Origin of the sequence: Saccharopolyspora griseoalba, from assembly GCF_042665275.1 — a bacterium.
Taxonomy (GTDB): Bacteria; Actinomycetota; Actinomycetes; order Mycobacteriales; family Pseudonocardiaceae; genus Saccharopolyspora; species Saccharopolyspora griseoalba.
On the sequence record NZ_JBHTCJ010000015.1, the window covers coordinates 68,433 to 91,513 of the forward strand.

General features: G+C 70.8%; 24 protein-coding genes and 1 pseudogene. 17 read left to right on the forward strand and 8 right to left on the reverse strand.

Annotated elements, in window-relative coordinates:
• Positions 1 to 93 precede the first annotated feature (93 nt).
• The 5 genes from ACFQRI_RS23240 (at position 94) to ACFQRI_RS23260 (ending at position 4,914) form a co-directional block, all read left to right on the forward strand.
• Positions 94 to 1,095: a zinc-dependent alcohol dehydrogenase family protein gene (locus ACFQRI_RS23240; protein WP_380672022.1), complete on the forward strand. Its 1,002-nt coding sequence runs from the start codon at positions 94 to 96 to the stop codon at positions 1,093 to 1,095.
• Positions 1,088 to 2,431 (forward strand): ABC transporter substrate-binding protein, encoded by a 1,344-nt coding sequence (locus ACFQRI_RS23245; RefSeq protein ID WP_380672024.1) that lies wholly within the window; start codon positions 1,088 to 1,090, stop codon positions 2,429 to 2,431. The genes ACFQRI_RS23240 and ACFQRI_RS23245 overlap by 8 nt, the downstream gene beginning before the upstream one ends.
• The gene (locus tag ACFQRI_RS23250) at positions 2,428 to 3,357 is read left to right on the forward strand and encodes a carbohydrate ABC transporter permease (RefSeq protein WP_380672026.1); all 930 of its coding nucleotides are present in this window, start codon (positions 2,428 to 2,430) and stop codon (positions 3,355 to 3,357) included. Before ACFQRI_RS23245 ends, ACFQRI_RS23250 begins: the two co-directional genes overlap by 4 nt.
• The gene (locus tag ACFQRI_RS23255; RefSeq protein WP_380672028.1) at positions 3,357 to 4,178 is read left to right on the forward strand and encodes a carbohydrate ABC transporter permease; all 822 of its coding nucleotides are present in this window, start codon (positions 3,357 to 3,359) and stop codon (positions 4,176 to 4,178) included. Before ACFQRI_RS23250 ends, ACFQRI_RS23255 begins: the two co-directional genes overlap by 1 nt.
• Positions 4,179 to 4,485: 307 nt before the next feature.
• Positions 4,486 to 4,914 (forward strand): FHA domain-containing protein, encoded by a 429-nt coding sequence (locus tag ACFQRI_RS23260; RefSeq protein WP_380672030.1) that lies wholly within the window; start codon positions 4,486 to 4,488, stop codon positions 4,912 to 4,914.
• Positions 4,915 to 4,997: 83 nt separating this feature from the next.
• On the opposite strand, the gene ACFQRI_RS23265 is transcribed toward ACFQRI_RS23260, so the two are convergent.
• Together ACFQRI_RS23265 and ACFQRI_RS23270 are read right to left on the reverse strand one after the other, a co-directional pair.
• A complete protein-coding gene (locus ACFQRI_RS23265; protein ID WP_380672032.1) occupies positions 4,998 to 5,627 on the reverse strand; it encodes an HAD-IA family hydrolase in 630 nt (209 codons plus the stop codon).
• A gap of 32 nt (positions 5,628 to 5,659) precedes the next feature.
• On the reverse strand, positions 5,660 to 6,547 hold the full coding sequence (locus tag ACFQRI_RS23270) for a formylglycine-generating enzyme family protein (RefSeq protein WP_380672034.1): 888 nt from the start codon (positions 6,545 to 6,547) through the stop codon (positions 5,660 to 5,662).
• A 184-nt stretch (positions 6,548 to 6,731) separates the two neighbouring features.
• Here ACFQRI_RS23270 and ACFQRI_RS23275 point away from each other — a divergent pair, with 184 nt between their 5' ends.
• From ACFQRI_RS23275 to ACFQRI_RS23285, 3 genes are all read left to right on the forward strand, one after another.
• Positions 6,732 to 7,415 (forward strand): AMP-binding protein, encoded by a 684-nt coding sequence (locus ACFQRI_RS23275; RefSeq protein ID WP_380672036.1) that lies wholly within the window; start codon positions 6,732 to 6,734, stop codon positions 7,413 to 7,415.
• A 205-nt stretch (positions 7,416 to 7,620) separates the two neighbouring features.
• Positions 7,621 to 8,268, forward strand: coding sequence for a TetR/AcrR family transcriptional regulator (locus tag ACFQRI_RS23280; RefSeq protein ID WP_380672038.1), 648 nt, complete (start codon positions 7,621 to 7,623; stop codon positions 8,266 to 8,268).
• A gap of 109 nt (positions 8,269 to 8,377) precedes the next feature.
• Positions 8,378 to 9,817 carry an MDR family MFS transporter gene (locus tag ACFQRI_RS23285; protein WP_380672040.1) on the forward strand — a complete coding sequence of 480 codons (1,440 nt, stop codon included), beginning with the start codon at positions 8,378 to 8,380 and terminating at the stop codon, positions 9,815 to 9,817.
• Positions 9,818 to 9,888: 71 nt separating this feature from the next.
• On the opposite strand, the gene ACFQRI_RS23290 is transcribed toward ACFQRI_RS23285, so the two are convergent.
• On the reverse strand, positions 9,889 to 10,110 hold the full coding sequence (locus tag ACFQRI_RS23290) for a hypothetical protein (protein ID WP_380672042.1): 222 nt from the start codon (positions 10,108 to 10,110) through the stop codon (positions 9,889 to 9,891).
• A 128-nt stretch (positions 10,111 to 10,238) separates the two neighbouring features.
• Between ACFQRI_RS23290 and ACFQRI_RS23295 the strand changes: the two are divergent.
• From ACFQRI_RS23295 to ACFQRI_RS23305, 3 genes and pseudogenes are all read left to right on the forward strand, one after another.
• Positions 10,239 to 11,075 (forward strand): annotated as a pseudogene (locus ACFQRI_RS23295) (Scr1 family TA system antitoxin-like transcriptional regulator).
• Between the two features lie 13 nt (positions 11,076 to 11,088).
• Positions 11,089 to 11,289 (forward strand): DUF397 domain-containing protein, encoded by a 201-nt coding sequence (locus tag ACFQRI_RS23300; RefSeq protein WP_380672044.1) that lies wholly within the window; start codon positions 11,089 to 11,091, stop codon positions 11,287 to 11,289.
• 165 nt (positions 11,290 to 11,454) lie between these two features.
• A complete protein-coding gene (locus ACFQRI_RS23305; protein ID WP_380672046.1) occupies positions 11,455 to 12,267 on the forward strand; it encodes an SAM-dependent methyltransferase in 813 nt (270 codons plus the stop codon).
• A gap of 14 nt (positions 12,268 to 12,281) precedes the next feature.
• On the opposite strand, the gene ACFQRI_RS23310 is transcribed toward ACFQRI_RS23305, so the two are convergent.
• From ACFQRI_RS23310 to ACFQRI_RS23320, 3 genes are all read right to left on the reverse strand, one after another.
• Entirely contained in the window at positions 12,282 to 12,812 is a 531-nt protein-coding gene (locus tag ACFQRI_RS23310; protein WP_380672048.1) for a cupin domain-containing protein, read from the reverse strand.
• A 109-nt stretch (positions 12,813 to 12,921) separates the two neighbouring features.
• Positions 12,922 to 14,373: a 4Fe-4S binding protein gene (locus ACFQRI_RS23315; RefSeq protein WP_380672050.1), complete on the reverse strand. Its 1,452-nt coding sequence runs from the start codon at positions 14,371 to 14,373 to the stop codon at positions 12,922 to 12,924.
• Between the two features lie 10 nt (positions 14,374 to 14,383).
• Positions 14,384 to 15,283, reverse strand: coding sequence for an AurF N-oxygenase family protein (locus tag ACFQRI_RS23320; protein ID WP_380672052.1), 900 nt, complete (start codon positions 15,281 to 15,283; stop codon positions 14,384 to 14,386).
• A gap of 104 nt (positions 15,284 to 15,387) precedes the next feature.
• On the opposite strand from ACFQRI_RS23320, the gene ACFQRI_RS23325 reads away from it, so the two are divergent.
• Both ACFQRI_RS23325 and ACFQRI_RS23330 read left to right on the forward strand, forming a co-directional pair.
• Positions 15,388 to 16,065 (forward strand): TetR/AcrR family transcriptional regulator, encoded by a 678-nt coding sequence (locus ACFQRI_RS23325; protein WP_380672054.1) that lies wholly within the window; start codon positions 15,388 to 15,390, stop codon positions 16,063 to 16,065.
• 51 nt (positions 16,066 to 16,116) lie between these two features.
• A complete protein-coding gene (locus tag ACFQRI_RS23330) occupies positions 16,117 to 16,968 on the forward strand; it encodes a hypothetical protein (protein ID WP_380672056.1) in 852 nt (283 codons plus the stop codon).
• On the opposite strand, the gene ACFQRI_RS23335 is transcribed toward ACFQRI_RS23330, so the two are convergent.
• Both ACFQRI_RS23335 and ACFQRI_RS23340 read right to left on the reverse strand, forming a co-directional pair.
• Complete coding sequence (locus ACFQRI_RS23335) at positions 16,950 to 17,402, reverse strand: hypothetical protein (RefSeq protein ID WP_380672058.1); 453 nt, start codon at positions 17,400 to 17,402, stop codon at positions 16,950 to 16,952. The two genes, ACFQRI_RS23330 and ACFQRI_RS23335, sit on opposite strands and share 19 nt — an antisense overlap.
• Positions 17,403 to 17,497: 95 nt before the next feature.
• Entirely contained in the window at positions 17,498 to 17,893 is a 396-nt protein-coding gene (locus ACFQRI_RS23340) for a DUF5997 family protein (RefSeq protein WP_380672060.1), read from the reverse strand.
• 42 nt (positions 17,894 to 17,935) lie between these two features.
• On the opposite strand from ACFQRI_RS23340, the gene ACFQRI_RS23345 reads away from it, so the two are divergent.
• The 4 genes from ACFQRI_RS23345 (at position 17,936) to ACFQRI_RS23360 (ending at position 23,064) form a co-directional block, all read left to right on the forward strand.
• The gene (locus ACFQRI_RS23345; RefSeq protein ID WP_380672062.1) at positions 17,936 to 18,691 is read left to right on the forward strand and encodes a substrate-binding domain-containing protein; all 756 of its coding nucleotides are present in this window, start codon (positions 17,936 to 17,938) and stop codon (positions 18,689 to 18,691) included.
• 61 nt (positions 18,692 to 18,752) lie between these two features.
• On the forward strand, positions 18,753 to 19,472 hold the full coding sequence (locus tag ACFQRI_RS23350) for a polyamine aminopropyltransferase (RefSeq protein ID WP_380672064.1): 720 nt from the start codon (positions 18,753 to 18,755) through the stop codon (positions 19,470 to 19,472).
• 526 nt (positions 19,473 to 19,998) lie between these two features.
• The gene (locus tag ACFQRI_RS23355) at positions 19,999 to 20,817 is read left to right on the forward strand and encodes a C39 family peptidase (protein WP_380672066.1); all 819 of its coding nucleotides are present in this window, start codon (positions 19,999 to 20,001) and stop codon (positions 20,815 to 20,817) included.
• 207 nt (positions 20,818 to 21,024) lie between these two features.
• Positions 21,025 to 23,064, forward strand: a complete 2,040-nt coding sequence (locus tag ACFQRI_RS23360; protein WP_380672068.1) for a putative bifunctional diguanylate cyclase/phosphodiesterase — start codon at positions 21,025 to 21,027, stop codon at positions 23,062 to 23,064.
• The last annotated feature ends 17 nt before the right edge of the window (positions 23,065 to 23,081 follow it).

A 23,081-nucleotide genomic window follows, 5' to 3' on the forward strand; every position in this document is an offset into this window, starting at 1 on the left:
CATCACCAGGAAACCTCTTCAATGCTGACCAAGTTCAGGGCAGTGTACAGCCCAGTCCGCTCAAATGAGCGACCTGGAGGAGGCGGAGGACTCATGCGCGCCGCGATCATTGACCAGCCCGGCACCATCCGGGTGGGCGAGGTGCCGGACCCGGTGCCCGGCGAGCGGCAACTGGTGGTCAAGGTCGGTGCCACCGGGATCTGCGGCACCGACGTGCACATCGCCGACGGGCACTTCCCGCCCACCCCCTATCCGATCGTCCCCGGCCACGAGTTCGCCGGTGAGGTCGTGGAGGTCGGGTCCGACGTGCCGGGAGGTTGGGAGGTCGGCGATCGGGTCGCGGTGGACCCCTCGCTGTTCTGCGGCTACTGCACCCCGTGCCGCAACGGGCACGGCAACCTGTGCGCGAACTGGGGCGCCACCGGCGACACCGCGGACGGTGCGTTCGCCGAGTACGTCGCGGTGCCCTCGGCCAGCTGCTACGCGATGCCCGAGGGCATGACCTGGCAGCAGGGCGCGCTGGTCGAGCCCGTCTCCTGCGCGGTCCACGGCGTGCGTCAGATCGGCGTCGAGGCGGGGGAGCGGTTCCTGGTCATCGGCGCGGGCACGATGGGTCTGCTGATGCAGCAGCTGCTCCAGCGGGCCGGTGCGCAGGTCACCGTCGCCGACCGCAACCCGGACCGGCTGCCGCGCGCGACGCGCCTGGGCGCGGTCGAGGTCGTCGAGGACGCCGACCGGCTGGAAGTCGGCTTCGACGCGGCGGTGGACTGCACGGGTGCGGCCCCGGCGATCGAGACCGCCTTCGACAAGCTGCGCCGCGGCGGCAGGCTGCTGGTCTTCGGCGTCGCACCGGCCGAGGCCCGCATCTCGCTGTCGCCCTTCCGGATCTACAACGACGAGATCAAGATCGTCGGCTCGATGGCGGTGCTGCACAGCTTCGGGCCCGCTCTGGACCTGATGGCCTCCGGCGCGATCAACAGCGACGAGCTGCTCACCGACGCGCTGCCGCTCGACGAGTTCCCCAAGGCCCTCGAACTGATGCGCAGCGGTGCCGGGCTGAAGGTCCAGGTGCTGCCGGGAGGCGGCGATGCGTGACCGGATGAAGCTCGCCCTGATCGGCCTGGTGTGCCTGCTGCTGACCAGCTGCGCCGGTGCGGGCGCGATCGGCACCAGCGACCGCACGCTGGTGGTGGCCATCGTGTCGAACCCGCAGATGGAGGACGCGGTCGCGCTCTCCCACGAGTTCGAGGAGCAGAATCCCGGCATCCGGCTGAAGTTCGTGCAGCTGCCGGAGAACCAGGCCCGCGCGAAGATCACCTCGTCGGTGGCCACCGAGGGCGGCGAGTTCGACGTGGTGATGATCAGCAACTACGAGACCGCGCAGTGGGCCCAGAACGGCTGGCTGGAGAACCTGCAGCCCTACATCGACGAGTCGAAGGGCTACGACCAGGCCGACTTCATCCCCAGCATCCGCGACTCGCTGTCCTACCAGGACTCGATGTACGCGGTGCCGTTCTACGGCGAGTCGTCCTTCCTGGCCTACCGCAAGGACCTCTTCGACCGGGCCGGTCTGAAGATGCCGGAGCACCCCACCTGGCAGCAGATCGCCGATTTCGCGGCCAAGCTCGACGACGAGAAGAACGGCATCGCCGGGATCTGCCTGCGCGGCAAGCCCGGCTGGGGCGAGAGCCTCGCGCCGTTCAACACCGTGGTCAACACCTTCGGCGCGCGCTGGTTCGACCGGGACTGGAACGCCCGGCTGACCTCCCCGGAGTTCCGCGCGGCCGCGCACTTCTACGTGAACCTGGTGCGCGAGCACGGCGAGGTCGGCGCCTCCAGCGCCGGGTTCTCCGAGTGCGGCACCAAGTACGGCCAGGGGCAGGCCGCCATGTGGTACGACGCCACGGTCATGGCCGGCACCAACGAGAACCCGGAGGAGAGCAAGGTCGTCGGCAAGTCGGCCTACGCCCCGGCCCCGGTGAGCAAGACCGAGCAGAGCGGCTGGCTCTACACCTGGTCGCTGGCGATGCCGAAGGTCACCGAGCACAAGGACGACGCCTGGAAGTTCATGCGCTGGATGACCGACAAGAAGTTCGTGCGCGAGGTGGGCGCCGAGATGGGCTGGAACGCGGTGCCGCCGGGAGTGCGCCGGTCCACCTACGAGATCCCGGAGTACCGGAAGGCGGCCGCCGCCTACGCGCCGCAGACGCTGCGGGCCATCGGCCAGGCCGAGCAGGAGAACGTGATGACCAAGCCGGTGCCGTACCCGGGCATCCAGTTCGTCGGCATCCCCGAGTTCCAGGACCTGGGCACCCGCGTCAGCCAGCAGCTGTCGGCGGCCATCGCCGGGCAAATCTCGGTCGACGAGGCGCTGGAGCAGTCCCAGCAGTACGCCGAATCCGTCGGCGAAGCGTACAAGGAGACGCGATGAGCCAAACGGTGCTCGACGTCGAAACCCCGGTCGCACCGGGGAGAACCGAGCAGCGCGGACCGGCCGCCCGGGCCTGGGTCCGGCGGGCCCCGCTGCTGCCCGCGCTGCTGTTCACCGTCCTGGTCACCCAGATCCCGTTCCTGGTGACGGTGATCTACTCCTTCCAGTCGTGGAACCTGGTTCGCCCGGGATCCCGGCACTTCGTGGGATTCCGCAACTACGTCGAGGTCTTCGCCGACAGCCAGTTCCGCGGTGCCATGGTCAACACCGTGGTGCTGACTGTGGTCTGCGTGCTGGTCTCGATGGTGCTCGGGCTGGGGCTGGCGCTGCTGCTGGACCGCAAGTTCGCCGGGCGCGGCGTGGTGCGCACCCTGCTGATCACGCCGTTCCTGATCCTGCCCGCGGCGGGCGCGCTGCTGTGGAAGACCACGATGTTCGACCCGACCTACGGGCTGCTGAACTTCGCCCTCGGCGGCAACACCGACTGGCTGGCGCAGTACCCGTTGGCCGCGGTGATGACCCAGATCGTGTGGCAGTGGACGCCGTTCATGATGCTGCTGATCCTGGCCGGGCTGCAGGGGCAGTCCCGCGAGGTGCTGGAAGCGGCCGCGGTCGACGGAGCCGGCCGGTTCCGCACGTTCTGGTCGATCACCCTGCCGCAGCTGAGCCGCTACCTGCAGCTGGCGGTGCTGCTGGGCGCGATCTACATCGTGAACAGCTTCGACGCGATCTTCCTGATGACCCAGGGCGGGCCGGGCACCGCGAGCACCAACCTGCCCTACTACATCTACCAGCGGGCGTTCGAGGGCTTCGACATCGGCCAGTCCTCGGCGATGGGCGTCATCGTGGTCGTGCTGACCTTGATCGTGGCGACTTTCGCGCTGCGCCTGATGTTCCGGACCTTCGGCCTCAGCGAGGTGAAGTGATGCGCACCGCCAATCCGTTGGGCCGGTGGGCGCTGACCGCGTTCACCTGGCTGATCGCGATCCTGTTCGTCCTCCCGCTGCTGTGGATGGTGCTGACCTCCTTCAAGCAGGAGTCCGACGCCTACACCGACCCGCCCCGGCTGCTGTTCACCCCCACGCTGGAGCAGTTCGCCGGGATCCTGGAGCGCGGGTTCCTGCCCTACCTGGGCAACTCCGCGTTCGTCACGGTCGTCTCCACGCTGCTGGTGCTGGTGCTGGCGGTTCCGGCGGCCTACGCGCTGTCCATCGCGGCGGTGCCGGCGACCCGCGACGTGCTCGGGTTCTTCCTGTCCACCAAGATGCTGCCGATCGTGGCGGCGATCATCCCGCTGTACGTGATCTCGCAGAACATCGGTCTGCTGGACAACGTCTGGGCGCTGATCGTCCTCTACACCGGGATGAACCTGCCGCTGGCGGTGTGGATGCTGCGCTCCTTCTTCCTGGAGGTGCCGCGCGAGATGGTCGAGGCGGGCCGGATCGACGGCGCGCCGCTGCCCACGCTGCTCTACCGGGTGGTGCTGCCGGTGGTCGCTCCCGGGATCGCCGCGACCGCCCTGATCTGCGTGATCTTCTCCTGGACGGAGTTCTTCTACGCGGTCAACCTCACCGCCGCGCAGGCGGGCACGGTGCCGGTGTTCCTGGTCGGGTTCATCACCAGCGAAGGCCTGTACTGGGCGCAGCTGTCCGCGGCGGCGCTGCTGGCCTCGCTGCCGGTGATGATCATCGGCTGGATCGCGCAGAACCACTTGGTGCGCGGGCTGTCGATGGGCGCTGTGAAATAGGTCGCCCCGCTCCAGCGCGCCGCCGGGTTCCGAGGGCCCGGCGGCGCGCCGTGCGCAGCCCGTGACGGCCCCGCGATCGGCCCCGCTGTGGAGCGGTGATCAGCGATTTCGGTTCGCAACCCGGTCGGGTGGCTATCGCCGGTACCCGTCCACCGTGCGTCACCGATCGCCCGAGCTCGGGGTCTCCCGGAGGATTTCTCCGGGACGTAGGTCCTGGCGGGGTCGCGCGCACCTTGTGCATGCTGGGAAGAAGCGGTCCGGTAGCCCGCCGCGAATTCCCCTTTCGCCCGTCGGCTAGGAGACGATCATGGAGCAGACCAGGTTCGGCGCGCACCAGGAGCCGGTCGAGGGTGCGCGGGAGTCCACCCGGTCCATGTCCGTTCCCGCACCGGGCGCGCAGCCGGTACCCGAGCCGCGGGCCCCGCAGGTACCGGACGTCCACCAGGGCAAGCCGCGTCTGGTGCTGACCAGGGGAGCCGAAGCCGGGCAGGGCTTCGTGCTGGACAAGGACGTGACCACCATCGGCCGGGCGCACTCCAACGACATCGTCATCGACGACATCACCGTCTCCAACTGGCACGCCCAGGTCCGCGCTCGCGGAGACCGCCACGTGCTGGTCGACGGTGGCTCGCTCAACGGCACCTACCTCAACCGGATCCCGGTGGATTCCACGGAGCTCTCCGAGAACGACGAGATCTGGGTCGGCAAGGCCCGCTTCGTCTACCGCACCACCTGATCCCGGAAGGCGCCTGGCAGTTCGGCCGCGAACCCGACCCCTCGCGGGGGCGGGGTTCGCGGCCGAACTGCGTGGGGGCCGCGTCACTCCGGGAGCGCGAGCGCGCCGCCGTCCCAGGAGATGCCGCGGAGGTCGGCGACGACCACCTCGGCCTCGGTGGTCCGGGCGTGCTCGCCCACGCCCACCACCCGCGCGCCCGCGGCGAGGCCCGCGCGCACCCCGGCCGTGCTGTCCTCGAACACGACGACCTCGCGCGGTGCGAACCCCAGTCGCCCGGCGGCGGTCAGGTAGCCGTCGGGGGCGGGCTTGCCCTCGGTGACGTCGTCGGCGGTGACCAGCAGGTCCGGCAGCGGCAGGTCCGCGGCCGCCAGCCGGGCCGTGGCCAGCGCCTTGTTGCCCGAGGTGACCACCGCCCACTTCCCGGCGGGCAGCGAGCTCAGCAGCTCGCGCGCTCCGGGCAGGGCGACCGTGGTGTGGGCGTTGGCCAGCTCCAGTCGGTCGATCTCGGCCAGCGCCTCGGCGCGCTCCGGTTCCGGGACCAGGCGGGCGACGGTGTCGGCGGCGCGGCGGCCGTGCACGATCGGCAGGACCTCGTCGGGGTCCAGTCCTCGTCCGCGGGCCCACTGCGCCCAGGCGTCCAGCGCTCCTGCGTCGGAGTCCACCAGGACGCCGTCGTTGTCGAACAGCACCGCGTTGCAGGGGATCGAAGTCATGGGGTCCTCCTGGTCGGGGGAGCCGGCGCGGCTCACGCGTCGGCCGCGCAGCGGAAGCCGAGGTTCCCGCTGGAGCTGTCGGGGGTGTTGGCGCTGCGCGCGGCGACGCGGTACCGGTTGCAGTAGGAGTCGTGGCACAGGTACGAACCTCCGCGCATGGCGCGGGGTTCCACGCCCTCGGCGAACGGGTCGGCGCACCACTCCCAGACGTTGCCGGAGACGTTGTAGAGCCCGAAGCCGTTGGGTTCGAAGGCGTCCACCGGCGCGGTGCCCGCGTAGCCGTCGGCCTCGGTGTTGCGCACCGGGAACTGCCCCTGCCAGACGTTGCACCGGTGCTCGCCGCCGGGTTCGAGCTCGTCGCCCCACGGGAAGCGGGCCTGGTCGATCCCGCCGCGCGCGGCGTACTCCCACTCGGCCTCGGTGGGCAGCCGCTTGCCCGCCCACGCGCAGTAGGCGGCGGCGTCGTTCCACGAGATGTGCACCGCCGGGTGCTCCCAGCGGTCGGTCAGGTCGCTGCCGGGGCCCTCGGGGTGCCGCCACCAGGCGCCCCGCACGCCGCACCACCACGGGGCTCCCTCCGGCCGCGGGGAGTCCTTGCGCAGGTGGCCGGGCAGGAACTTGGCGAACACGAAGCTCCAGCCGTACTGCTCGGCGTCGGTGCGGTATCCGGTGGCATCGACGAACTCGGCGAAGCGCGCGTTGGTCACGGCGCACGCGTCGATGGCGAACGAGGAGACCTCGACCTCGCGGATCGGGCCCTCGTTGTCGTCCGGGAAGCCGTCGGCGTCCTCGGTGCCCATCCGGAAGACCCCGCCCGGAAGCACGAGCATGCCCGTCGAATCACCGCTGCCGGTGGGGATCTGCTGGTCGGTCTTCGCGGCGGGAGCGCCGGACCGCGACGGGGAGCAGCAACTGGACACGCGTCACGCACCTCGTGGCCGGGGAACATCGATGCCTCGACGTTACCTGGCCCGGCTTGCGGCTCCGGACCTGCTGTGACCGCTGTTACCAGGCGCGACGCGCCGGTGGTCCGCCCGATTCGCCCCTTGTCGGTCGATTCGGCCTGCCCTAGCCTGGCGCGGTCGTCTCGCCGAGGAGCCGATGGTGTCTACAGGGGATGCTGCGATGTTCGACGTCGTCGAGCGCTGGGCCCGCGCCGAACCGGACCGGGTGGCACTGGAATTCGACGAGCACCGCTGGACCTACGCCGAGTTCGCCGAGCGCGTCCGCCGCGCCGCGACGGCGCTGCGCGACTGCGGGGTCGAACCCGGCGACCGCTTCGCGGTGCTCGACCAGGACCACCCGGCCTGCCTGGAGCTGATCTTCGCCGCCTCGCTGATCGGCACGAGCTGCGCGGTGGTCGACGGCGGTGCCGGCCGGGAGGAGATCACCGGGGTGCTCGGCGAGTCCGGTTGCGGCGTGGTCGCGGTGGGGGAGGACTTCGTCGACCTGCTCGACGAGCTGATCGACGACCTGCCGCTGGTCCGGGACGTGATCGTGCTCGGCGAGGACTACGAGGCCCGCCTGCTCGCGGTGGACCCGATCACCGATCCGCACGAGCCCGACGCCGACGAGCGCGTCCTGCTGCTGCACCCGGCCGGCTCCGCCGGGCACGCCGAGACGCCGCGGGGCCTGGCGCGCGTCGAGACCGCCGCGGCGGACGAGCCCAACGTCGTCTCCGCGCCGCTGTGCGATCCGGCGGGAGCGGGCCGGGCGCTGGGCGGGCTGCGCGCCGGTGCCCGGACGGTCGTGGTCCGGCAGCGGGCCGCGCTGCCGGTCGATCGGTGACCTTCGTCATCCCGGAACGTCGGTGATCCGGTCCGCTGCGCCCCGCGAAGAATTCGGTTGACCTGCGAAGACCTCGGCGTGTGCAATGGGCGCCGGGGATTCGGACGCAGCCGATCCACTTTGTCGCGGCGCGACATTTAGTCGCGGAACGACGCTACAGTGGTGGCAGCGCACTGGGGTAGCGATTGTCGAGGGGGGTACTGCTGTGACTGCTGAGCACGACACGCACGCCCCCGAGCGGCAGGGCAGGCGCGCGATGAGCGAGACGCGCCGCAACCTGCAGCGCATGGAGATCGCTCGCGCCGCCGTGCGGCTGTTCCGCGAGCAGGGCGTCGCCGAGACCAGCGGTGAGCAGATCGCCGCCTCGGTCGGGCTGTCGGTGCGCACCCTGTGGCGGTACTTCCGCAACAAGGAGAGCTGCGTCGAACCGCTGCTGGCGAGGGCCGTCGATGCGCTCGTCGACACGCTCAAGGGCTGGCCGGCCGACCGGCCGCTGGAGGACTACCTGCTGGCGGGCGAACCGCCCGAGCACGCCGATGCCGACGCCGAGGCGGCGCTGGCCGTGGTGCGGATGTCCCACGAGGAGCCCGCGCTGCGGGCGATCTGGCTCGCCACGCACGAGCGCGCCGAGTCGGTGCTGGCCGAGCTGGTCGCGGTGCGCCTCGACCGCAGCCCCGGTGACCTGGTGGTTCGCGTGCAGGCGGCCACGATCAACGCGGCGCTGCGGCTCACCCTGGAGGACCTGGCGATCGCCGACTGCACCCGGGGCCACGTCATGGACGACGGGCCGGCCCGGTTCTCCGAGGCGATCCGCGCGGCGACTCACGGCGTCCTGGGCGGTCGAACCATGTGACGGGGGCCGACCGGCCCGCGAAATCTCCGCCCCGAGCAGCGATCAGCACTGCTCGTGGGCGCTCGAGCACCAGAAACCGGCCAACCGGCCACCGATGCGAGAGGGACCCATGTCCGAAACGGCCGCGATCGCCGAACCCGACCGCGCGACCACCCCACCGAAGGCGAACCTGCTGCTCGGTGTGCTGGTCGCGTCGGCGTTCGTGATGATCCTCAACGAGACCATCCTGAGCGTGGCGCTGCGCCACCTCACGGTGGACCTGAACGTGACCACCACGACCGTGCAGTGGCTGACCAGCGGATTCCTGCTGACCATGGCGGTGGTCATCCCGACGACGGGTTTCCTGCTGGAGCGCTTCACGCCCCGGCAGGTCTTCCTCGCCGCGATGACGCTGTTCACCGCGGGCACCTTGATCAGCGGTGTGGCGCCGGGCTTCGGGATGCTGCTGGTCGGCCGCGTCGTGCAGGCCGGTGGCACGGCGGTGATGATCCCGCTGCTGATGACCACGGTGATGCGGCTGGTCCCGCCGGAGCGCCGGGGCGCCACGATGGGCACGATCACCATCGTCATCGCCGTGGCGCCCGCCCTCGGCCCGACGATCGGCGGTGCGGTGCTGAACTGGCTGAGCTGGCGCTGGATGTTCTTCATCGTGCTGCCGCTGTCGGTGTTCGCCCTGGCGGTCGGGTTCCTGCACATGAAGCTGGACAGCGAGACCCGGTCGGTCCCGCTGGACGTGCTCTCGGTGCTGCTGTCGGCGCTCGGCTTCGGCGGTCTGCTCTACGGGCTGTCCTCGATCGGCGAGTCCGGCGGCGAGGCGCTCGTCCCGCCGTGGGCCCCGATCGCGGTCGGCGTGCTCGGGCTGGTCGCCTTCGTGACCCGGCAGCTGCGGCTGCAGCGCAAGGAGCGGGCGCTGCTGGACCTGCGCCCGTTCACCCACCGCCCGTTCGTGGTGGCGCTGGTGCTGGCCGCGCTGCTGTTCATGTGCCTGCTGGGCGCCGCCGCGGTGCTGCTGCCGCTGTACCTGCAGACGGTGCTCGGCGTGAGCACCTTCGTCAGCGGCCTGGCCGTGCTGCCGGGCGGTCTGATGATGGGCCTGATGGGCAGGCCGGTCGGTCGGCTGTTCGACAAGCTCGGCGCGCGCCCGCTGGTGATCCCCGGCGCGGCGGCGATGGCCACCTCGCTGTGGTTGTTCACCACGCTCGGGCCGGATTCCTCGGTCTACACCGTGGTCGGCTTCCACGTGCTGCTGATGGTCGGGCTCGGCCTGATGATGACGCCGCTGATGACCGAATCGCTGAGCATCCTGCCGGACCACCTGTACTCCCACGGCAGCGCCATCCTGGCGACGCTGCAGCAGGTCGCCGGTGCCTTCGGCACGGCGGTGTTCGTCACCGTCGCCGCGGTGGCAAGCCAGCGCGGCGACGGCGTCCCGGACGCGTCGGGCCTGCAGATCGCCTTCGTCGTCGCGGGCGTCATCGGGCTGCTGGCCTTCGTCACGTCCCTGTTCGTCCGCAAGTCCGAGGGCGCCTCGACCCCGGCGGTGCACTGACGACGCCCGGACCGCGGTCCCGCTGAACGAGGAGTCCCGTCGCGTTGCGCGGTGGGGCTCCTCGTTCTGCTTCACGCCTCGCCCTTGAGGGTTTCGCTGCAGGTGCCGCAGGTGGGGAAGGAGATCCAGTCCAGTTCGCTGGGGTGAGCCAGCGCGACGTGCTCACCGCACACCGCGACGTCGGCGGGCTGGCCGTCCCAGCGACCGCCCCGGAAGGCGTGCCGCACGCCGCCCCGCTGGTTGCCGTTGGCCACGGGAAGCCAGAAGTGGCGCGCTGTTCGAGTCGAGGTCATCCCATGAGTCCCTTTCCTGTCGGGCCGCTGTCGCGATGCAAGCTATCGGTGTGCAATTGCATCTCGCTATTACCCAAACGGGTCACTTGCTTGATCGGGTGAAGCCCGAGGCGGCATGATCCTCAGCCATGTCCAACACGTGGCCGGCGGTGCGCCGGGTGCAGGTCGGGTTGATCCTGCGCGCGCTCCGCGAGCGTTCCGGGGTGAAGCAGAAGGAGATCAACGACCGCCTGGACTGGTACGTCGGCAAGCTCCAGAAGGTCGAGCGCGGCGACCTCACGGTCTCGGCCGCCGAGGTCAACGAGCTCCTCCGCCTCTTCGAGGTGGAGGACGAGTCGGAAGCCGAACGCCTGCGCTCGCTGGCCAAGGAGGCCCGTCGGCGGGACCAGCCCGCCCGCGTTCCGGACTGGGCGGCGACCTACGTCGCCCTGGAGGGCGCGGCCGCGGAGATCAAGTTCTTCGACCCCGAGATCGTTCCCGCTTTCCTGCAGACCGAACGCTACGCGCGGGCGATACTGTCCAATCCGCTCGATGACACCCAAGATGTCGAGCCGGCCGTGCTCGAACGAATGGCTCGTGCGGAACGAGTGCTCGGCGACGACGGCCCCGACGTGTGGTGCGTGATCGGCGAAGCCGGGCTGCACCGGCAAGTCGGTGGGCGATCGGTGCTGCGAGAATAGCTGCAGCACCTGCGCAAGGTGGCGGCTCGACCCAACGTGACCCTGCAGGTGCTGCCTTTCGACGCCGGAGAGCACGTCGCTCTCGGTTCGTCGTTCCGGCTGTTGCACCTCGCCGAGCCGGAAGCGACCTACGTCTACCTGGAGGCGCTGACGAGCGGGGACTACCTCGACAAGCCCTCCCACACCGACCGCTACGCCACTGCGTTCGATAGGCTGCGCATGGTCGCAGCATCCGACCGGGTGACGGTCCAGATGCTCGACCGGAGGATCAGAGAGCTGGCCTAGTGGAGTGGTGATCATGGCCCCGGCCTCGCCCGTTTCGGGTTGGCGCAAGTCGAGCTTCAGCCAGGGGGCCGACAACTGCGTCGAGGTCGGCCGCACCGCTGGCGGCGCAGCCGTGCGCGACTCGAAGGACCGCGCCGCCGGGTTCGTTGTCGCCGACCGCGCGCAGTGGGCCTCGTTCGTCGCGGCCCTGAAGAGCGACCGCTTCTCCCGCTGAGCACCGCCCGGTCGAGCGCCCCGTTCGGGCCGCTGCCGGAGAGATCGGGCGCCGCAGCCGAATCCGCGCCGCCGCGTCCCGGAGCGTCGTCCCGATGACGGTTGACACGGGCGCGGACGGGCGATCAGCGTTTCGGCGGCAGGTGTCGAAGGGGAGGACCGGAAGATGAACGAGGCGGACCCGAGCTGGGTCGGCGGCGACGTCGACGTCGAGACGCCGAACGCGGCCAGGATGTACGACTACTACCTCGGCGGCTCGCACAACTTCGCCCAGGACCGCGCCGCCGCGGCGCGTGCGCTGGAAGTGACCCCGACGATGATCCCCGGGGCTCGCGCGAACCGGGCCTTCCTGCAGCGCGCGGTCCGGTTCTGCCTCGACGCCGGTGTCCGGCAGTTCCTCGACCTGGGCTCGGGCATTCCCACCGTCGGGCACGTCCACGAGATCGCGCACCGGGTCGACCCGTCGACCCGGGTGGCCTACGTCGACAACGAGCCGGTCGCGGTCGCGCACACCCGTCGCATCCTGTCGGACGCCTCCGCGGTAACCGTCACGCGAGCTGATCTGAAGGACCCGGAGGAAGTGCTCAACGCGCCCGGCGTGGCCGGGTTGCTGGACTTCGGCCAACCCGTGGCCGTGCTGGCGGTGGCGGTGCTGCACTTCATCCCGGACGCCGAGGACCCCGCCGCGATCCTGGACGCCTACTGCCGAGCCGTGCCCTCGGGCAGCTTCCTGGCCGTTTCGCACATCACCGACCACTACGACACCCCCGAGAAGGTCGCCGAGATCGACCGCTTGTACTCCAGCACCACGCACGCCGCCCGGCACCGCAGGTTCGAGGAGTTCACCGCCCTGCTCGGGGATCGAGAGCTCGTCGACCCCGGAGCGGTGTACGCCACCGACTGGCGCCCCGAGACCGGGTCCGCGCCCGCCGACGGTGCGCGGACCGCGTTCTGGGCTGCCGTGGCCCGCGTTTCGTAGGACGCGCGGCGCGGTCAGCGCCAGGTCGGCAGGCGGCGCTCGTAGCCGAGGAGGTCGGCGAGGCGGGCGAGGGAGCCGAACACCAGGTGCTGCAGCCGTGCCGGGATCCCGGCGAGGTAACCGTCCTGGGCGCGCCAGAGCAGGCCCAGCGCCAGGGGATTTCGGGGCACGCCGGACGCGGTGGTGCGCCCGGAGACGTCCAGCGCGTGCCACAGCTCGAACATGCGGCGGTGGTTCAGCGGCGGCCGGATCTCGTGATCGATGATGACGTCCGGTGTCTCGCTGCTGAACTCGTGCACCTGCCGCGAGTCGGCGGACGCCGACTCGCCGGGGCCCGCGGTGACCTCCCGGCCGTCGATCCGGAACCGCAGCCGGCCCTGCCGGACCGTCCAGCGCTCGCGGATCACCGGGTGCCAGTGCGGCCCGGCCTGGCGCGCGGGAGCGGGCAGGCGGTGCTCGATGCGCAGGTAGGGCCCGCGCTCGTCGGTGCCCTCGGCGACGAACTCCACCGTTCGCCCGTCCCGGAACACCAGCCGATCCACCATGATCGTCCCCTTCGCTCCGGAGGTCGGGGGCCAACGGTAGCCGATCCGGTTCCGCGCCAGCGCGAAAACGCCCCCGCCGGTTCTCCGGCGGGGGCGTCCTCGGGTGCGATCACCTGCGCGAGCGCAGGAGCTTCGGGAAGGACTTGGCGTCCTCGGCGGGGGAGTGGAGCTTGCCCTCGGCGGCGTCGTCCATCAGCGCGTCGACGGTTTCGCTCGCGCACGTGCGGTTCGCGCCGATGCCGCCGGACGCGCCGCGCTTCGCCCAACCCACCACGTAGGTGCCCGGTTCCACGCGGCCACCGGTGTTCGGGATGGTGCCGGTGGCCTCGTCGAAGGGCAGCTGCGGGATCGCGACGCCCCGGCTGCCGACCGACCACATGACCAGCCCGGTCTCCAGCTCGGCTCCCTCGGTGCGCAGCGCGCGCGCCTGCGCGTCCCCGCGCACCTCGGCGGGCGGGGAGGAGAACCGCAGCACCAGCCGGCGTTCCTCGGGCACCGCGCCGTAGTCGATCTCGGCGACCGGCAGATCGCGCAGCAGCCCCGCCGTGGAGCCGGTCTCGGCCGCGGCGATCGTCTCGCCGGCACCGCCGTGCGCGTCGACGACCATCCGCTCGCCCAGCGCCTCGCGCAGCCCCAGCAGCTCGGAGCGGGTGCAGGCGGCGTGCTCCGGGCCGCGGCGGGCCAGCAGCACGACCTCCCGCACCTTGCTGGTGCGCAGCGCGGCCAGCGCGTGCTCGGCGATCTCGGTGCGGGCCAGCTCCTCCGGGTCGGTCAGCAGCAGCCGCGCGGCGTCCAGCGCCACGTTGCCGTTGCCCACGATGACCGCGCGCTCGGCGGACAGGTCCACCGCGTCGGCGGGCACGTCCGGGTGCCCGTTGCACCAGCCCACGAAGTCGCGGGCGGGCAGCGTGCCGGGCAGGTCCTCACCGGGGATGCCCGGCTTGCGGTGCCCGGGCGCGCCCACCGCGTAGACCACGGCGTTGAAGTGCTCGGTGAGCTCCGCGTGGCTGACGTCCCGGCCCACCTCGACGCCCAGCTGCAGCCGCACCCTGGGGTGCTCGTAGTTGGACGCGAACGTGCTGCCGATGCGCTTGGTGCTCGGGTGGTCCGGCGCCACGCCGAACTTCACCAGCCCGCCGGGCTCGGACATCCGGTCCAGCACGGTGATCTCGGCGTCGGTCGAGCGCACCAGCGACTGGATCGCGTACCCGGCCGCGGGGCCGGTGCCCACCACCGCGACCCGCGGCGCCGCGGCGTGCGCCGGCAGCGACCGCGGGAAGCGGGGTTCCCCCCAGGGGTGCTCCTGCGTCCCGGTGAAGTGCTCCGCGTTGAGCTCGACGTGCACGGCCTGCGGGCCGGTGAGCTTGTCGATCGGGAAGATCGCGTCCACCGGGCACGCGTCGGCGCAGGCCCCGCACCCGATGCAGGTGCGCGGGTCGATGTAGAGCCGGTCGGTGGTGCCGAAGTCCGGCTCGTCCGGGGTGGGGTGGATGCAGTTGACCGGACACACCGACACGCAGGTGGCGTCCGCACAACAGGATTGCGTGATCGCGTAGGTCATGGTGCCCGCTTCAGATCATGTGCACGCGCCGGTACAGCGCGATGGCGGGGCGGGTGAGCAGGCCCGCCTCGGACAGGAACTCCATCAGGCCGGCGGAGGCGTTGCGCATCATCGACTTGCGGTGCTCGTTGGCGTTGACCGCGGCCACCGCGCGCTTGGGATCCAGGCCCACCGACTTGTAGACCTTCGGGCTGACCAGGCTGGAGACGATCACGTAGGCGACCACGGCGATGGCCAGCGCGCTGAAGCGCCGCTTGACCTTGCCGATCGATTGCATGTGCTCCCGGATCTCCTCGCGGGCGAAGCTCATGTGCCGGGACTCCTCGACCACGTGGATCTTGGAGCTGGTGCGCACGATGTCCAGCACGTTCTCGCCGCGCATCCAGTCGCGCTGCATGACGTCGAGGACTTCCTCGGCCACCAGGCCCGCGCCGTAGGCGACCTCGCCGGTGGCGGTGCTCTTGAAGAAGCGGGCCAGCTCCACGACCGTCCGGGACGGGAAGTAGGCGGGAACGCCCATGCGCTCGCAGATCCGGGCGAACATGATCGAGTGCCGGCACTCGTCGGCGATCTCGGTCAGCGCGAACTGGAACTCGGACTTCGCCGGGTCCTGCACGTACTGGTCGCGCAGGATCATCTGCTGCAGGATCATCTCGAACCAGATCCCGGTGCTCATGATCGAGCAGACCTCGTGCCTGGTCAGCGTGACGCGCTGCTGCTCGGTGAGCTCGTCCCACAGCGGCGTGCCGTACAGCGTGCTCCACTCCGGGTTCAGCCCGTAGTGCTCCTCGGGGAGAGGAGCTTCCCAGTCGATCTCCTTGATCGGGTCGTAGGACAGCGTCTCGGAAGATGCCAGCAGGCGGCTGGAGAAGTCCGGCCCGAGGTCCTGCTCTGCACTGACGGCGGTCATCGCTTACCTCCGCACTTCGTCGTACTCGGAGTAACAGTAACAGACCGTACCCCATAGTTGCGCGGGTTCGGGAGGGTGTTCTTCGCGGCCGATAGAATCAGCGGGTGACTGCATCAGCGACACCTCAAGTGGACGGCAGGAGCGCGCGTTGGGCGGGGCACCGCGAGCGCCGCAGGGGTGAGCTGATCGACGCCGCGGTCCGGGCGATCGCCAAGCACGGCCCGGACGTCTCGGTCGAGCAGATGGCCGAGGAGGCCGGGGTCGCTCGGACGCGCCTGTACCGGTATTTCAACGACGCGGCGGACCTCGGAGGTGCGGTCGCCGACCGCGCCGCCGAGATGATCACCACCGAGATGGCCGCGGTGTTCAGCGTCAGGGCGACGCCGCTGGAGCTGACCCGCAGCGCCATCGGGGCGCACATCAACTGGTTGACCGAGCACGGCGACCTCTACCGCTACCTGACGATGCACGCCCTCTCCAGCGGGCACCACGCCATCAACGACGTCAAGACGGTCATCGCCCGCCAGCTGGTCGAGGTCTTCGAGCTCTACCTGCGCTCCTTCGGCGCCGAGTCCGAGGACGTCCTCGACCCGCTCGCGCACGGCATCGTCGGCATGGTCGAGTCCAGCGCGAACAACTGGCTCGACGCGCCGGGCGAGATCACCGCCGACCAGCTCGCCGAATGGCTCACCAGCTGGACCTGGACCCTCCTGGACCACACCCTCCGCGCCCGCGGCCTGGAGATCGACCCGGAAGCCCCGCTACCCCTCCCGGACGACTGATCTCTCGGAAGCGCCTGCGCCTGAAGATCATCCGCGCGCATACTGCGCAGCGTGTTCTGCGACTGCGACATCGGCCGGAGGCAGCGCGAGTGGGCTGTCGAGTTCGTTCGCACCGTGCTGCTGGTGCTCGCCGTCCTGCTCGCGACGGTGGCCGGGTTGCGGCTGGGGGTCGCCTTCCAAGTGATGGACCAGGTGGTCGTCGAGCTGGTGGCGAGCGCGAGCGCGGTGTCGCTCGCGCTGTTCGTCTTCCTGCGGGCGCCGCTGGAGCCGGCGGCGTTCTCCTGGCGATCGCTGGGCGTGGGCGACTGGGTCAGCGTGATCTTCTTCGTCCTGGCCACCACGCTGGGCTGGATCGACTTCTGGGAGACCGCACCGGGGATCGCGGTCGGCTACTTCGCGGCGGTCACCACGCTGCTGCACTGCGCCTTCTTCTGGGCGATGCTGATCTTCTTCCTCCGGTTGTCGCGATCGCTGCGCAAGGCGTTCGGGCACCACGGCAGCGGAGCGAGTCTCGAAGAGCTCCGCGAACGGCGCATCCGCGCTCGGCACATGATCGTGTGCGGGGAAGGCAGTCGGGCTGAACGCAGGTACCGCTCCGGGCTCGCCACCGGTGCGCGCGCCCGTCGCAGGCAGCGCCGCTCCGCGCGCTGGGAGTGGTGCGCGCGCAAGCTCGATCGGCTCATCGGGGCCTACGAGAACTCGTCCACCTGGATGTCGGCTGCTTGCGCTTCCGGTGGCCTGTTCATCTGGGCGGTCCAGAACCTGGAACCCGGGCCGCTCGGAGCGTTCTTCCTGTTCACCCCGTTCGCCGCGATTCCGCTCATCGATTTCGCCAGGGGCCGTCTCACCACCGATCGTTCGCCCAGCGCGGGCGAGCGCGGTGCTCAGGTGCGCTCGGCGTGACGCGCGGCGGCCCGCAGCAAGCGGTGGACGACGAGGGCGTGGCCCCGGGTGCCGATCACCGCCGCGCGGTAGAGGGAGCCGCGCAGGCCCGGGAAGTCGGCGCGGGTCTCGGCCCGCAGGCGGGTGGTCCCGTCGGCGCGGTCGTCCAAGCGGAAGATCAGCGCGTACTCGGAGAACCGGTGCCCGCCGAGCAGGGCCAGCTCGCGCGGTTCGTCGGCAGCGACGCGGAAACCGGGGAAGGTCGAGCCGGTCGCGAGCGGGCGCGGTCCGGACGCGGCGGTGTCCCGGCACCCCAGCGCCCGCGCCACCGGGCCGACCCAGCCGGCGGAGAACGCCCGCTCGGCGACCTCCGCGACGGACCTCCAGACGACGGGTACCGCAGCGCTCACGACGATCGAGCGCTCGTCAACGCGCGCGAGCTCACCACCTGCCACGTCGACGGACTGTAGCGCCCGGCGAGCGCGCGCCACGGCAGTTCGGCCGGAGATCGCACGCCGCGGCGTGCGATCTCCGGCCGAACTGCCCGGGATCAGGCGTGCTTCTCGGCTTCCTTGGCCGCCTTGCGCTCCTTGACCCGCTGCTCCTCGTGGAGGGCGTTGATCCGGGTGGTGCGCTCGTGCTGCAGCCACTCCGGGTTCTCGTCCTTGATCGCGTTGATCTGCTCGGTGGTCAGCGGCTCGGTGAGGCCGTTGCGGGCCAGGCCGCTGGTGGAGATGCCGAGCTTCTGGGCGACCACCGGCCGCGGGTGCGGACCGTTGCGGCGCAGCTCGCGCAGCCACTCCGGCGGGTCGGTCTGCAGCGCGTTGAGCTCGTCGCGCGAGACGACGCCCTCCTGGAACTCGGCGGGCGTGGCTTCGAGGTAGACACCCAGCTTCTTGGCCGCCGTGGCGGGCTTCATCGTCTGGGTGGACTTTCGCGACGTCATATCCCCAGCTTAACGGCCGGCTCCGGTCGGTAGTCTGGGCAGGTGACCGAGTCCGAGGCAGCCCCGACCTTCGACCTCGCCTACGTGCCGGGCGTGACCCCGGACAAGTGGGTGCGCAGGTGGAACGAGCGCGAGTCCGAGGTCGCGCTCGCCCTGCGGCACACCGCCAACGCGGAGGCCGCGGGCCTGGTGCGCGAGGGAGCGGTGGACGCCGCTCTGGTGCGGCTGCCGATCGACCGGACCGGGCTGCACGCCATCCCGCTCTACACCGAGCGGACCGTGGTGGTGGCGCCCAAGGACCACCTGATCGCCGCGGCCGACGAGATCGCGCCCGCCGATCTGGACGAGGACGTCGTCCAGCACCCGCTCGACGACCCGCTGGACTGGGACGAGGTGGACCGCGAAGGCCCGCCCGGGTTGCCCGCCATCGAGCGCCCCGCCACCACGGGCGATGCGATCCAGCTGGTCGCAGCCGGGGTGGGGCTGCTGATCGTGCCGCAGTCGGTGGCCAGGCTGCACCACCGCAAGGACCTCACCTACCGGCCGATCAGCGAGGCCCCGGAGTCGACCGTGGCGCTGACCTGGCTGGTGCGCGAGGAGACGCCGGACCTGATGGAGCAGTTCATCGGCGTGGTGCGCGGGCGAACGGTCAACAGCACCCGCGGCAAGCAGCAGGAGCAGCCCGCCAAGCAGAAGCGCACCTCGGCCAAGCAGGCCAAGCCCCAGCCGGCGCAGCGCGGCAAGCCCCGGCGCGGTGGCCCGCGTCCCGGCGGTCGGCGCAACCCCCGCCGCAGGTAGTGCGCCGAGCGGCGTGGGAAGCTGGCTCGGCGTTGACCATGCCTGCGAACGGACACCTGCCTTGCCCGCACGTTTCGAGGAGCTCGACTGGCGCGAGACGCCGATCGGGGTGATCAGCCTGCGGCGCCGGCTCGATCCGATGCTCGGCGTGCAGGTCCACGAGGTGAAGCTGAACGACGAGTACCTCATGTCCAGCCTGTTCACCGCGGCCGAGATCGCGCTCGCCCGGATCGGCCTGGCGCAGCTGTCCGGCACCGAGCTCGACGTCGTGGTCGGCGGGCTCGGTCTCGGCTACACCGCCAGGGCCGCGCTGGAGGACTCCCGGGTGCGCTCGCTGCACGTCGTGGAGGGCCTGGAGCAGGTCGTCGAGTGGCACGAGAACGGTCTGCTGCCGCTGGGCGCCGAGCTCACCGCGGATCCGCGCAACCACTTCGTCACGGGGGACTTCTTCGCGATGGCGCTGGGGGAGCGGGGCTTCGACCCCGACGCGCCCGGCCGACGCTTCGACGCGGTCCTGGTCGACATCGACCACTCGCCGCGGCACACCCTCGACTCCGGTCACGGCGGCTTCTACGCGCCCGACGGGCTGCGGCGGCTCGCCACCCACCTCCAGCCGCGCGGTGTGTTCGCGCTGTGGTCGGACGACCCGCCGGACGAGGAGTTCGAGGCGGCCCTAGCCGAGGTCTTCACCGACGTGCAGGACCACTCGGTGTTCTTCGACAACCCCTACGGCGGGCCTCGGAAGGCCAACACCATCTACACCGCGCGACGGGCTGCTTGAACCCTCACGGAATTCCTGGTTCGTGTATCGATCCAGCGACCAGCTGTTCGGCACTCGGCACAGTGGACGGCCCCGACCAGGGATGACACCCCACCTCGCGGCGGGCTGGGCTCGCGCTGCTGATCCAGAAGGTGTGCGCAGAATTGTCGGACCAGCTGTCGGGGAAAGCACGATTGCTCCGAATGCCGGTACCGCGAAGCGCGTTGTAATATAGTGGGCGAACCGATTCAATTCGGTTTTCGAGTTCGCTCCGCGACTCCGCGTGACCGAGCATGTCGGCTCTGTGACGTGCTGGTATGGCCGGAAGCGACGAGTGCTGAGCTCATCACGGCCCGTTGTTTCTCACGCAATGCGTCGATCTCTGCGCGTTTCGTGAGAAAGGTGTCGCGGGTCTCAATCGCTTTTCTTCGGCCCGTTCTCCGTGGATTGTCGGTTGCGAAATCGAGACCGAGTTGTGATCCCCCCGATCTGATCTCGAGATCCCCCGAATGATCTCGAATTGGAGGTCAACCCTATGCGACGCCTCATGCCTGCGGTCCTCCCGCTTGGCCTGGCAGCCGCAAGCCTGAGCGTTGTCGCGCTGGCGAACGCCGAATCCCCCGAAGACGGCGCCAACGCGACCGCGCCCAAGCCGGTGGCGGCTTCCGCCCCGGCCCCGGCCGCCCCGAAGGCTCTCGCCCCCGCCCAGCAGCAGGCTCCCCAGAGCGCCCCGGCGATCTCCCCCGCGCAGGCCAACGAGCTCCCCGCTGCTGCCAAGGCCGCCCCCGAGAAGAAGGCAGCCCCGAAGAAGGAGGCCGCTCCCAAGAAGGAGGAGTTCGCTCCGAAGGAGGCGGTCAAGTCCCTGCCCATCAACTACGAGGCCCAGGTCACCGGCTACTGGTGCGGCCCGGCCGCGACCCGCATCGCGATGTCGAGCCAGACCCAGGACCTGCCCGACCAGGCCGCGCTGGCGTCCGCCCTGGGCACCACCACGAACGGCACCGACCACATCCGCCAGGTGACCGACTTCCTGAACAACGCCCTGGGCGGCGAGAAGTACAAGACCGTCGACTGGGGCGGCAAGCCGCTCACCGACGAGATGAAGCAGCAGCTGTGGCAGGACACGGTGAAGGACGTCGACGAGGGCAAGGCCCTGGTCGCCAACATCGTGGCCGCTCCGGGCAACCAGCCCCCGAACTACCCGTCGAGCCAGACGATCTACCACTACGTGTCGATCGTGGGCTACGACGCCCCGAACCAGAAGGTCCAGATCGCCGACCCCGCGAACTTCGGCGGCCAGACGACCTACTGGCTGAGCCTGGACCAGGCCGCGAGCCTGATCCAGCCGAAGGGCTACTCCCACTGATCCGGGTCTAGCCCGCCCCCGAACCTCGCCGCCGCGCGTTGGTGGAGCCACCCCCGACTCCCACCCCCGCGCGGCGGCGAGTCTCGTTTCACCCCTCCGGCTCTCGCCGACCTCACCTCATCCGGTCGCGTGCCCGGTTGTGTTGCCGGACGTGCGGGTTCGTCGCACTCTGGACCGGTCAGAGCGCCGCTTGGTGGGTGGGACGTCATGGGCTTTTCCGATGAGGCGATCGGAGCTGCCGGTGGCTCGCGTCTGCAGCGCGCGCTCGCGCAGCGCTCCGGCGCCGCCGACGTCGCGGTGTTCACCCTCGACCGCGAGGGGCGGGTGAACAGCTGGAACCCGGACGCCGAGCAGCTGGAGGGTTATCCGGCCGACGAGGTCCTCGGTCGGCACTTCTCGATGTTCTACCCGGAGTCCGATCGCGACTACCCGAGCGTGGAGCTGGCGAACGCCGCCGAGGCCGGCGTGCACGTCACCGAGGGGTGGCGGGTGCACCGCGACGGCACCCGCTTCTGGGCCTACGTCGTGCTCGCCGCCCAGCGCGACCAGCGCGGCGAGGTCATCGGCTTCATCAAGGTGGTGCGCGACGACACCGCGTCGCACCTGCGCCAGGAGCGCTCGGCCAAGCGGTTCTCCGACCTGCTCGACCTCGCCCCGGTCGGGATCGGGCTGATCGACGAGGCCGGCAGGCTCTACGAGGTCAACGAGGAGCTGGCCGAGCTGATCGGGGTTCCGCGGGCCGATCTGGTCGGCGTCCCGGTCGTGGACCTGCTGCACCCCGAGGACGATCCGGGCGCGCTGGCCTCGGGCGCGGTCGGCGACGCCGAGCCGCACACCCTCGTCGGGCCGGACGGCCGCTCGGTGACCTGCGAGGTCTCCCAGGTCATCTCCGTGCAGGACGACGGTCGCCGGTTCCGGCTGGTGGTCTTCCAGGACGTCACCTCGCGGGTCCGCGAGGCGGAGATGCTGCAGTACCAGGCCACCCACGACCCGCAGACCGGGCTGCTCAACCGGCGGGGCATCGACGAGCTGCTCGGCGAGGCCACCGCCGACACCGCGGTGCTGCTGTGCGATCTGGACAACTTCAAGCGCATCAACGACGCCTTCGGCCGCGCAGGCGGCGACGAGGTGATCGCCCAGGTCGCGCGCAACCTGAGCGACGCCAAGCTGCCGGGCTGCACGGTCGCGCGGCTCGCCGGCGACGAGTTCCTGATCGTGTGCCCGAACGTGGCCGACGCGGGCGGGCTCGCCGCGCTGGCCGACGAGGCCTCCGGCGTGCTGAGCATGATCGCCACGGTGCGCGGGATGCCGGTGCAGGTCACCGCGTCGATCGGTGCCGCCATGCCGCCCTCCGGCGGTGTCGCGGGCGACGACCTGCTGCGCTACGCCGACGCGGCGCGGTACCAGGCGAAGGAGCGCGGTCACCAGAAGGTCGTGCTGGCCACCGACACCTCCGCGGAGGAGCTCAACGAGCGGGTGCGGCTGGAAGCCGACCTGGCGGTCGCGCTGCGCACCGACGGGCTGGAGCTCTACTACCAGCCGATCGTCGACGCCACCGGCGCCCCGCTGACCGCGGAGGCCTTGGTGCGCTGGCCGCACCCCTGCCGCGGCGTGCTCTCGCCCGCGGTGATCATGCCGCTGGTGGAGCAGATCGGGCTGGTCGAGGAGCTCGATCGCTGGGTGCTGCGCACCGCGCTGAAGCAGGCGGCGGCTTGGCCGGAGGCCCCGAGCGGTCCGATCCGGGTGTCGATCAACCTCAGCCCTTCGGCCGCGGGCAGCCCGGAGTTCCTCCACTCGGTGGCCGACGCCCTGTCCGAGCGGGAGTTCCCGCCGTCGCGGCTGATGCTGGAGGTCACCGAGATCGCGCTGGTGGAGCTCTCCCCGGCGACCCTGCTGGCGATGCGGCACCTGATCGAGCTGGGCGTGCACTTCGCCATCGACGACTTCGGCGCGGGGTACTCCTCGCTGGCGCGGCTGAAGAACCTGCCCGCCGCGACGATCAAGCTGGACCGCCAGTTCGTCGCCGGCATCGAGGATCACGAGGTGGACCGCGCGATCGTCCGCTCGACGGTGGACATGGCCCACGCGACCGACCGCCGCTGCGTGGTCGAGGGCGTGGAGACCGAGGTCCAGTTCCGCATGCTCGAAGCGCTCGACGTCGACGCCTTCCAGGGGTTCCTGTTCTCCCGCCCGCTGACCAACGGGGACTTCGAGACCTACCTGCGAACCCCGCCCGGCCAGCGCTGACCGGTTGCGCCGGCTCG

Excerpts from the sequence above, each read along its gene's own strand:
- ACFQRI_RS23240 (WP_380672022.1), top strand. The coding sequence starts at position 94 with ATGCGCGCCGCGATCATTGACCAGCCCGGCACCATCCGGGTGGGCGAG.
- ACFQRI_RS23245 (WP_380672024.1), top strand. The coding sequence starts at position 1,088 with ATGCGTGACCGGATGAAGCTCGCCCTGATCGGCCTGGTGTGCCTGCTG.
- ACFQRI_RS23250 (WP_380672026.1), top strand. The coding sequence starts at position 2,428 with ATGAGCCAAACGGTGCTCGACGTCGAAACCCCGGTCGCACCGGGGAGA.
- ACFQRI_RS23255 (WP_380672028.1), top strand. The coding sequence starts at position 3,357 with ATGCGCACCGCCAATCCGTTGGGCCGGTGGGCGCTGACCGCGTTCACC.
- ACFQRI_RS23260 (WP_380672030.1), top strand. The coding sequence starts at position 4,486 with ATGGAGCAGACCAGGTTCGGCGCGCACCAGGAGCCGGTCGAGGGTGCG.
- ACFQRI_RS23265 (WP_380672032.1), bottom strand. The coding sequence starts at position 5,627 with ATGACTTCGATCCCCTGCAACGCGGTGCTGTTCGACAACGACGGCGTC.
- ACFQRI_RS23285 (WP_380672040.1), top strand. The coding sequence starts at position 8,378 with ATGTCCGAAACGGCCGCGATCGCCGAACCCGACCGCGCGACCACCCCA.
- ACFQRI_RS23290 (WP_380672042.1), bottom strand. The coding sequence starts at position 10,110 with ATGACCTCGACTCGAACAGCGCGCCACTTCTGGCTTCCCGTGGCCAAC.
- ACFQRI_RS23300 (WP_380672044.1), top strand. The coding sequence starts at position 11,089 with ATGGCCCCGGCCTCGCCCGTTTCGGGTTGGCGCAAGTCGAGCTTCAGC.
- ACFQRI_RS23305 (WP_380672046.1), top strand. The coding sequence starts at position 11,455 with ATGAACGAGGCGGACCCGAGCTGGGTCGGCGGCGACGTCGACGTCGAG.
- ACFQRI_RS23310 (WP_380672048.1), bottom strand. The coding sequence starts at position 12,812 with ATGGTGGATCGGCTGGTGTTCCGGGACGGGCGAACGGTGGAGTTCGTC.
- ACFQRI_RS23315 (WP_380672050.1), bottom strand. The coding sequence starts at position 14,373 with ATGACCTACGCGATCACGCAATCCTGTTGTGCGGACGCCACCTGCGTG.
- ACFQRI_RS23320 (WP_380672052.1), bottom strand. The coding sequence starts at position 15,283 with ATGACCGCCGTCAGTGCAGAGCAGGACCTCGGGCCGGACTTCTCCAGC.
- ACFQRI_RS23340 (WP_380672060.1), bottom strand. The coding sequence starts at position 17,893 with ATGACGTCGCGAAAGTCCACCCAGACGATGAAGCCCGCCACGGCGGCC.
- ACFQRI_RS23355 (WP_380672066.1), top strand. The coding sequence starts at position 19,999 with ATGCCTGCGGTCCTCCCGCTTGGCCTGGCAGCCGCAAGCCTGAGCGTT.
- ACFQRI_RS23360 (WP_380672068.1), top strand. The coding sequence starts at position 21,025 with ATGGGCTTTTCCGATGAGGCGATCGGAGCTGCCGGTGGCTCGCGTCTG.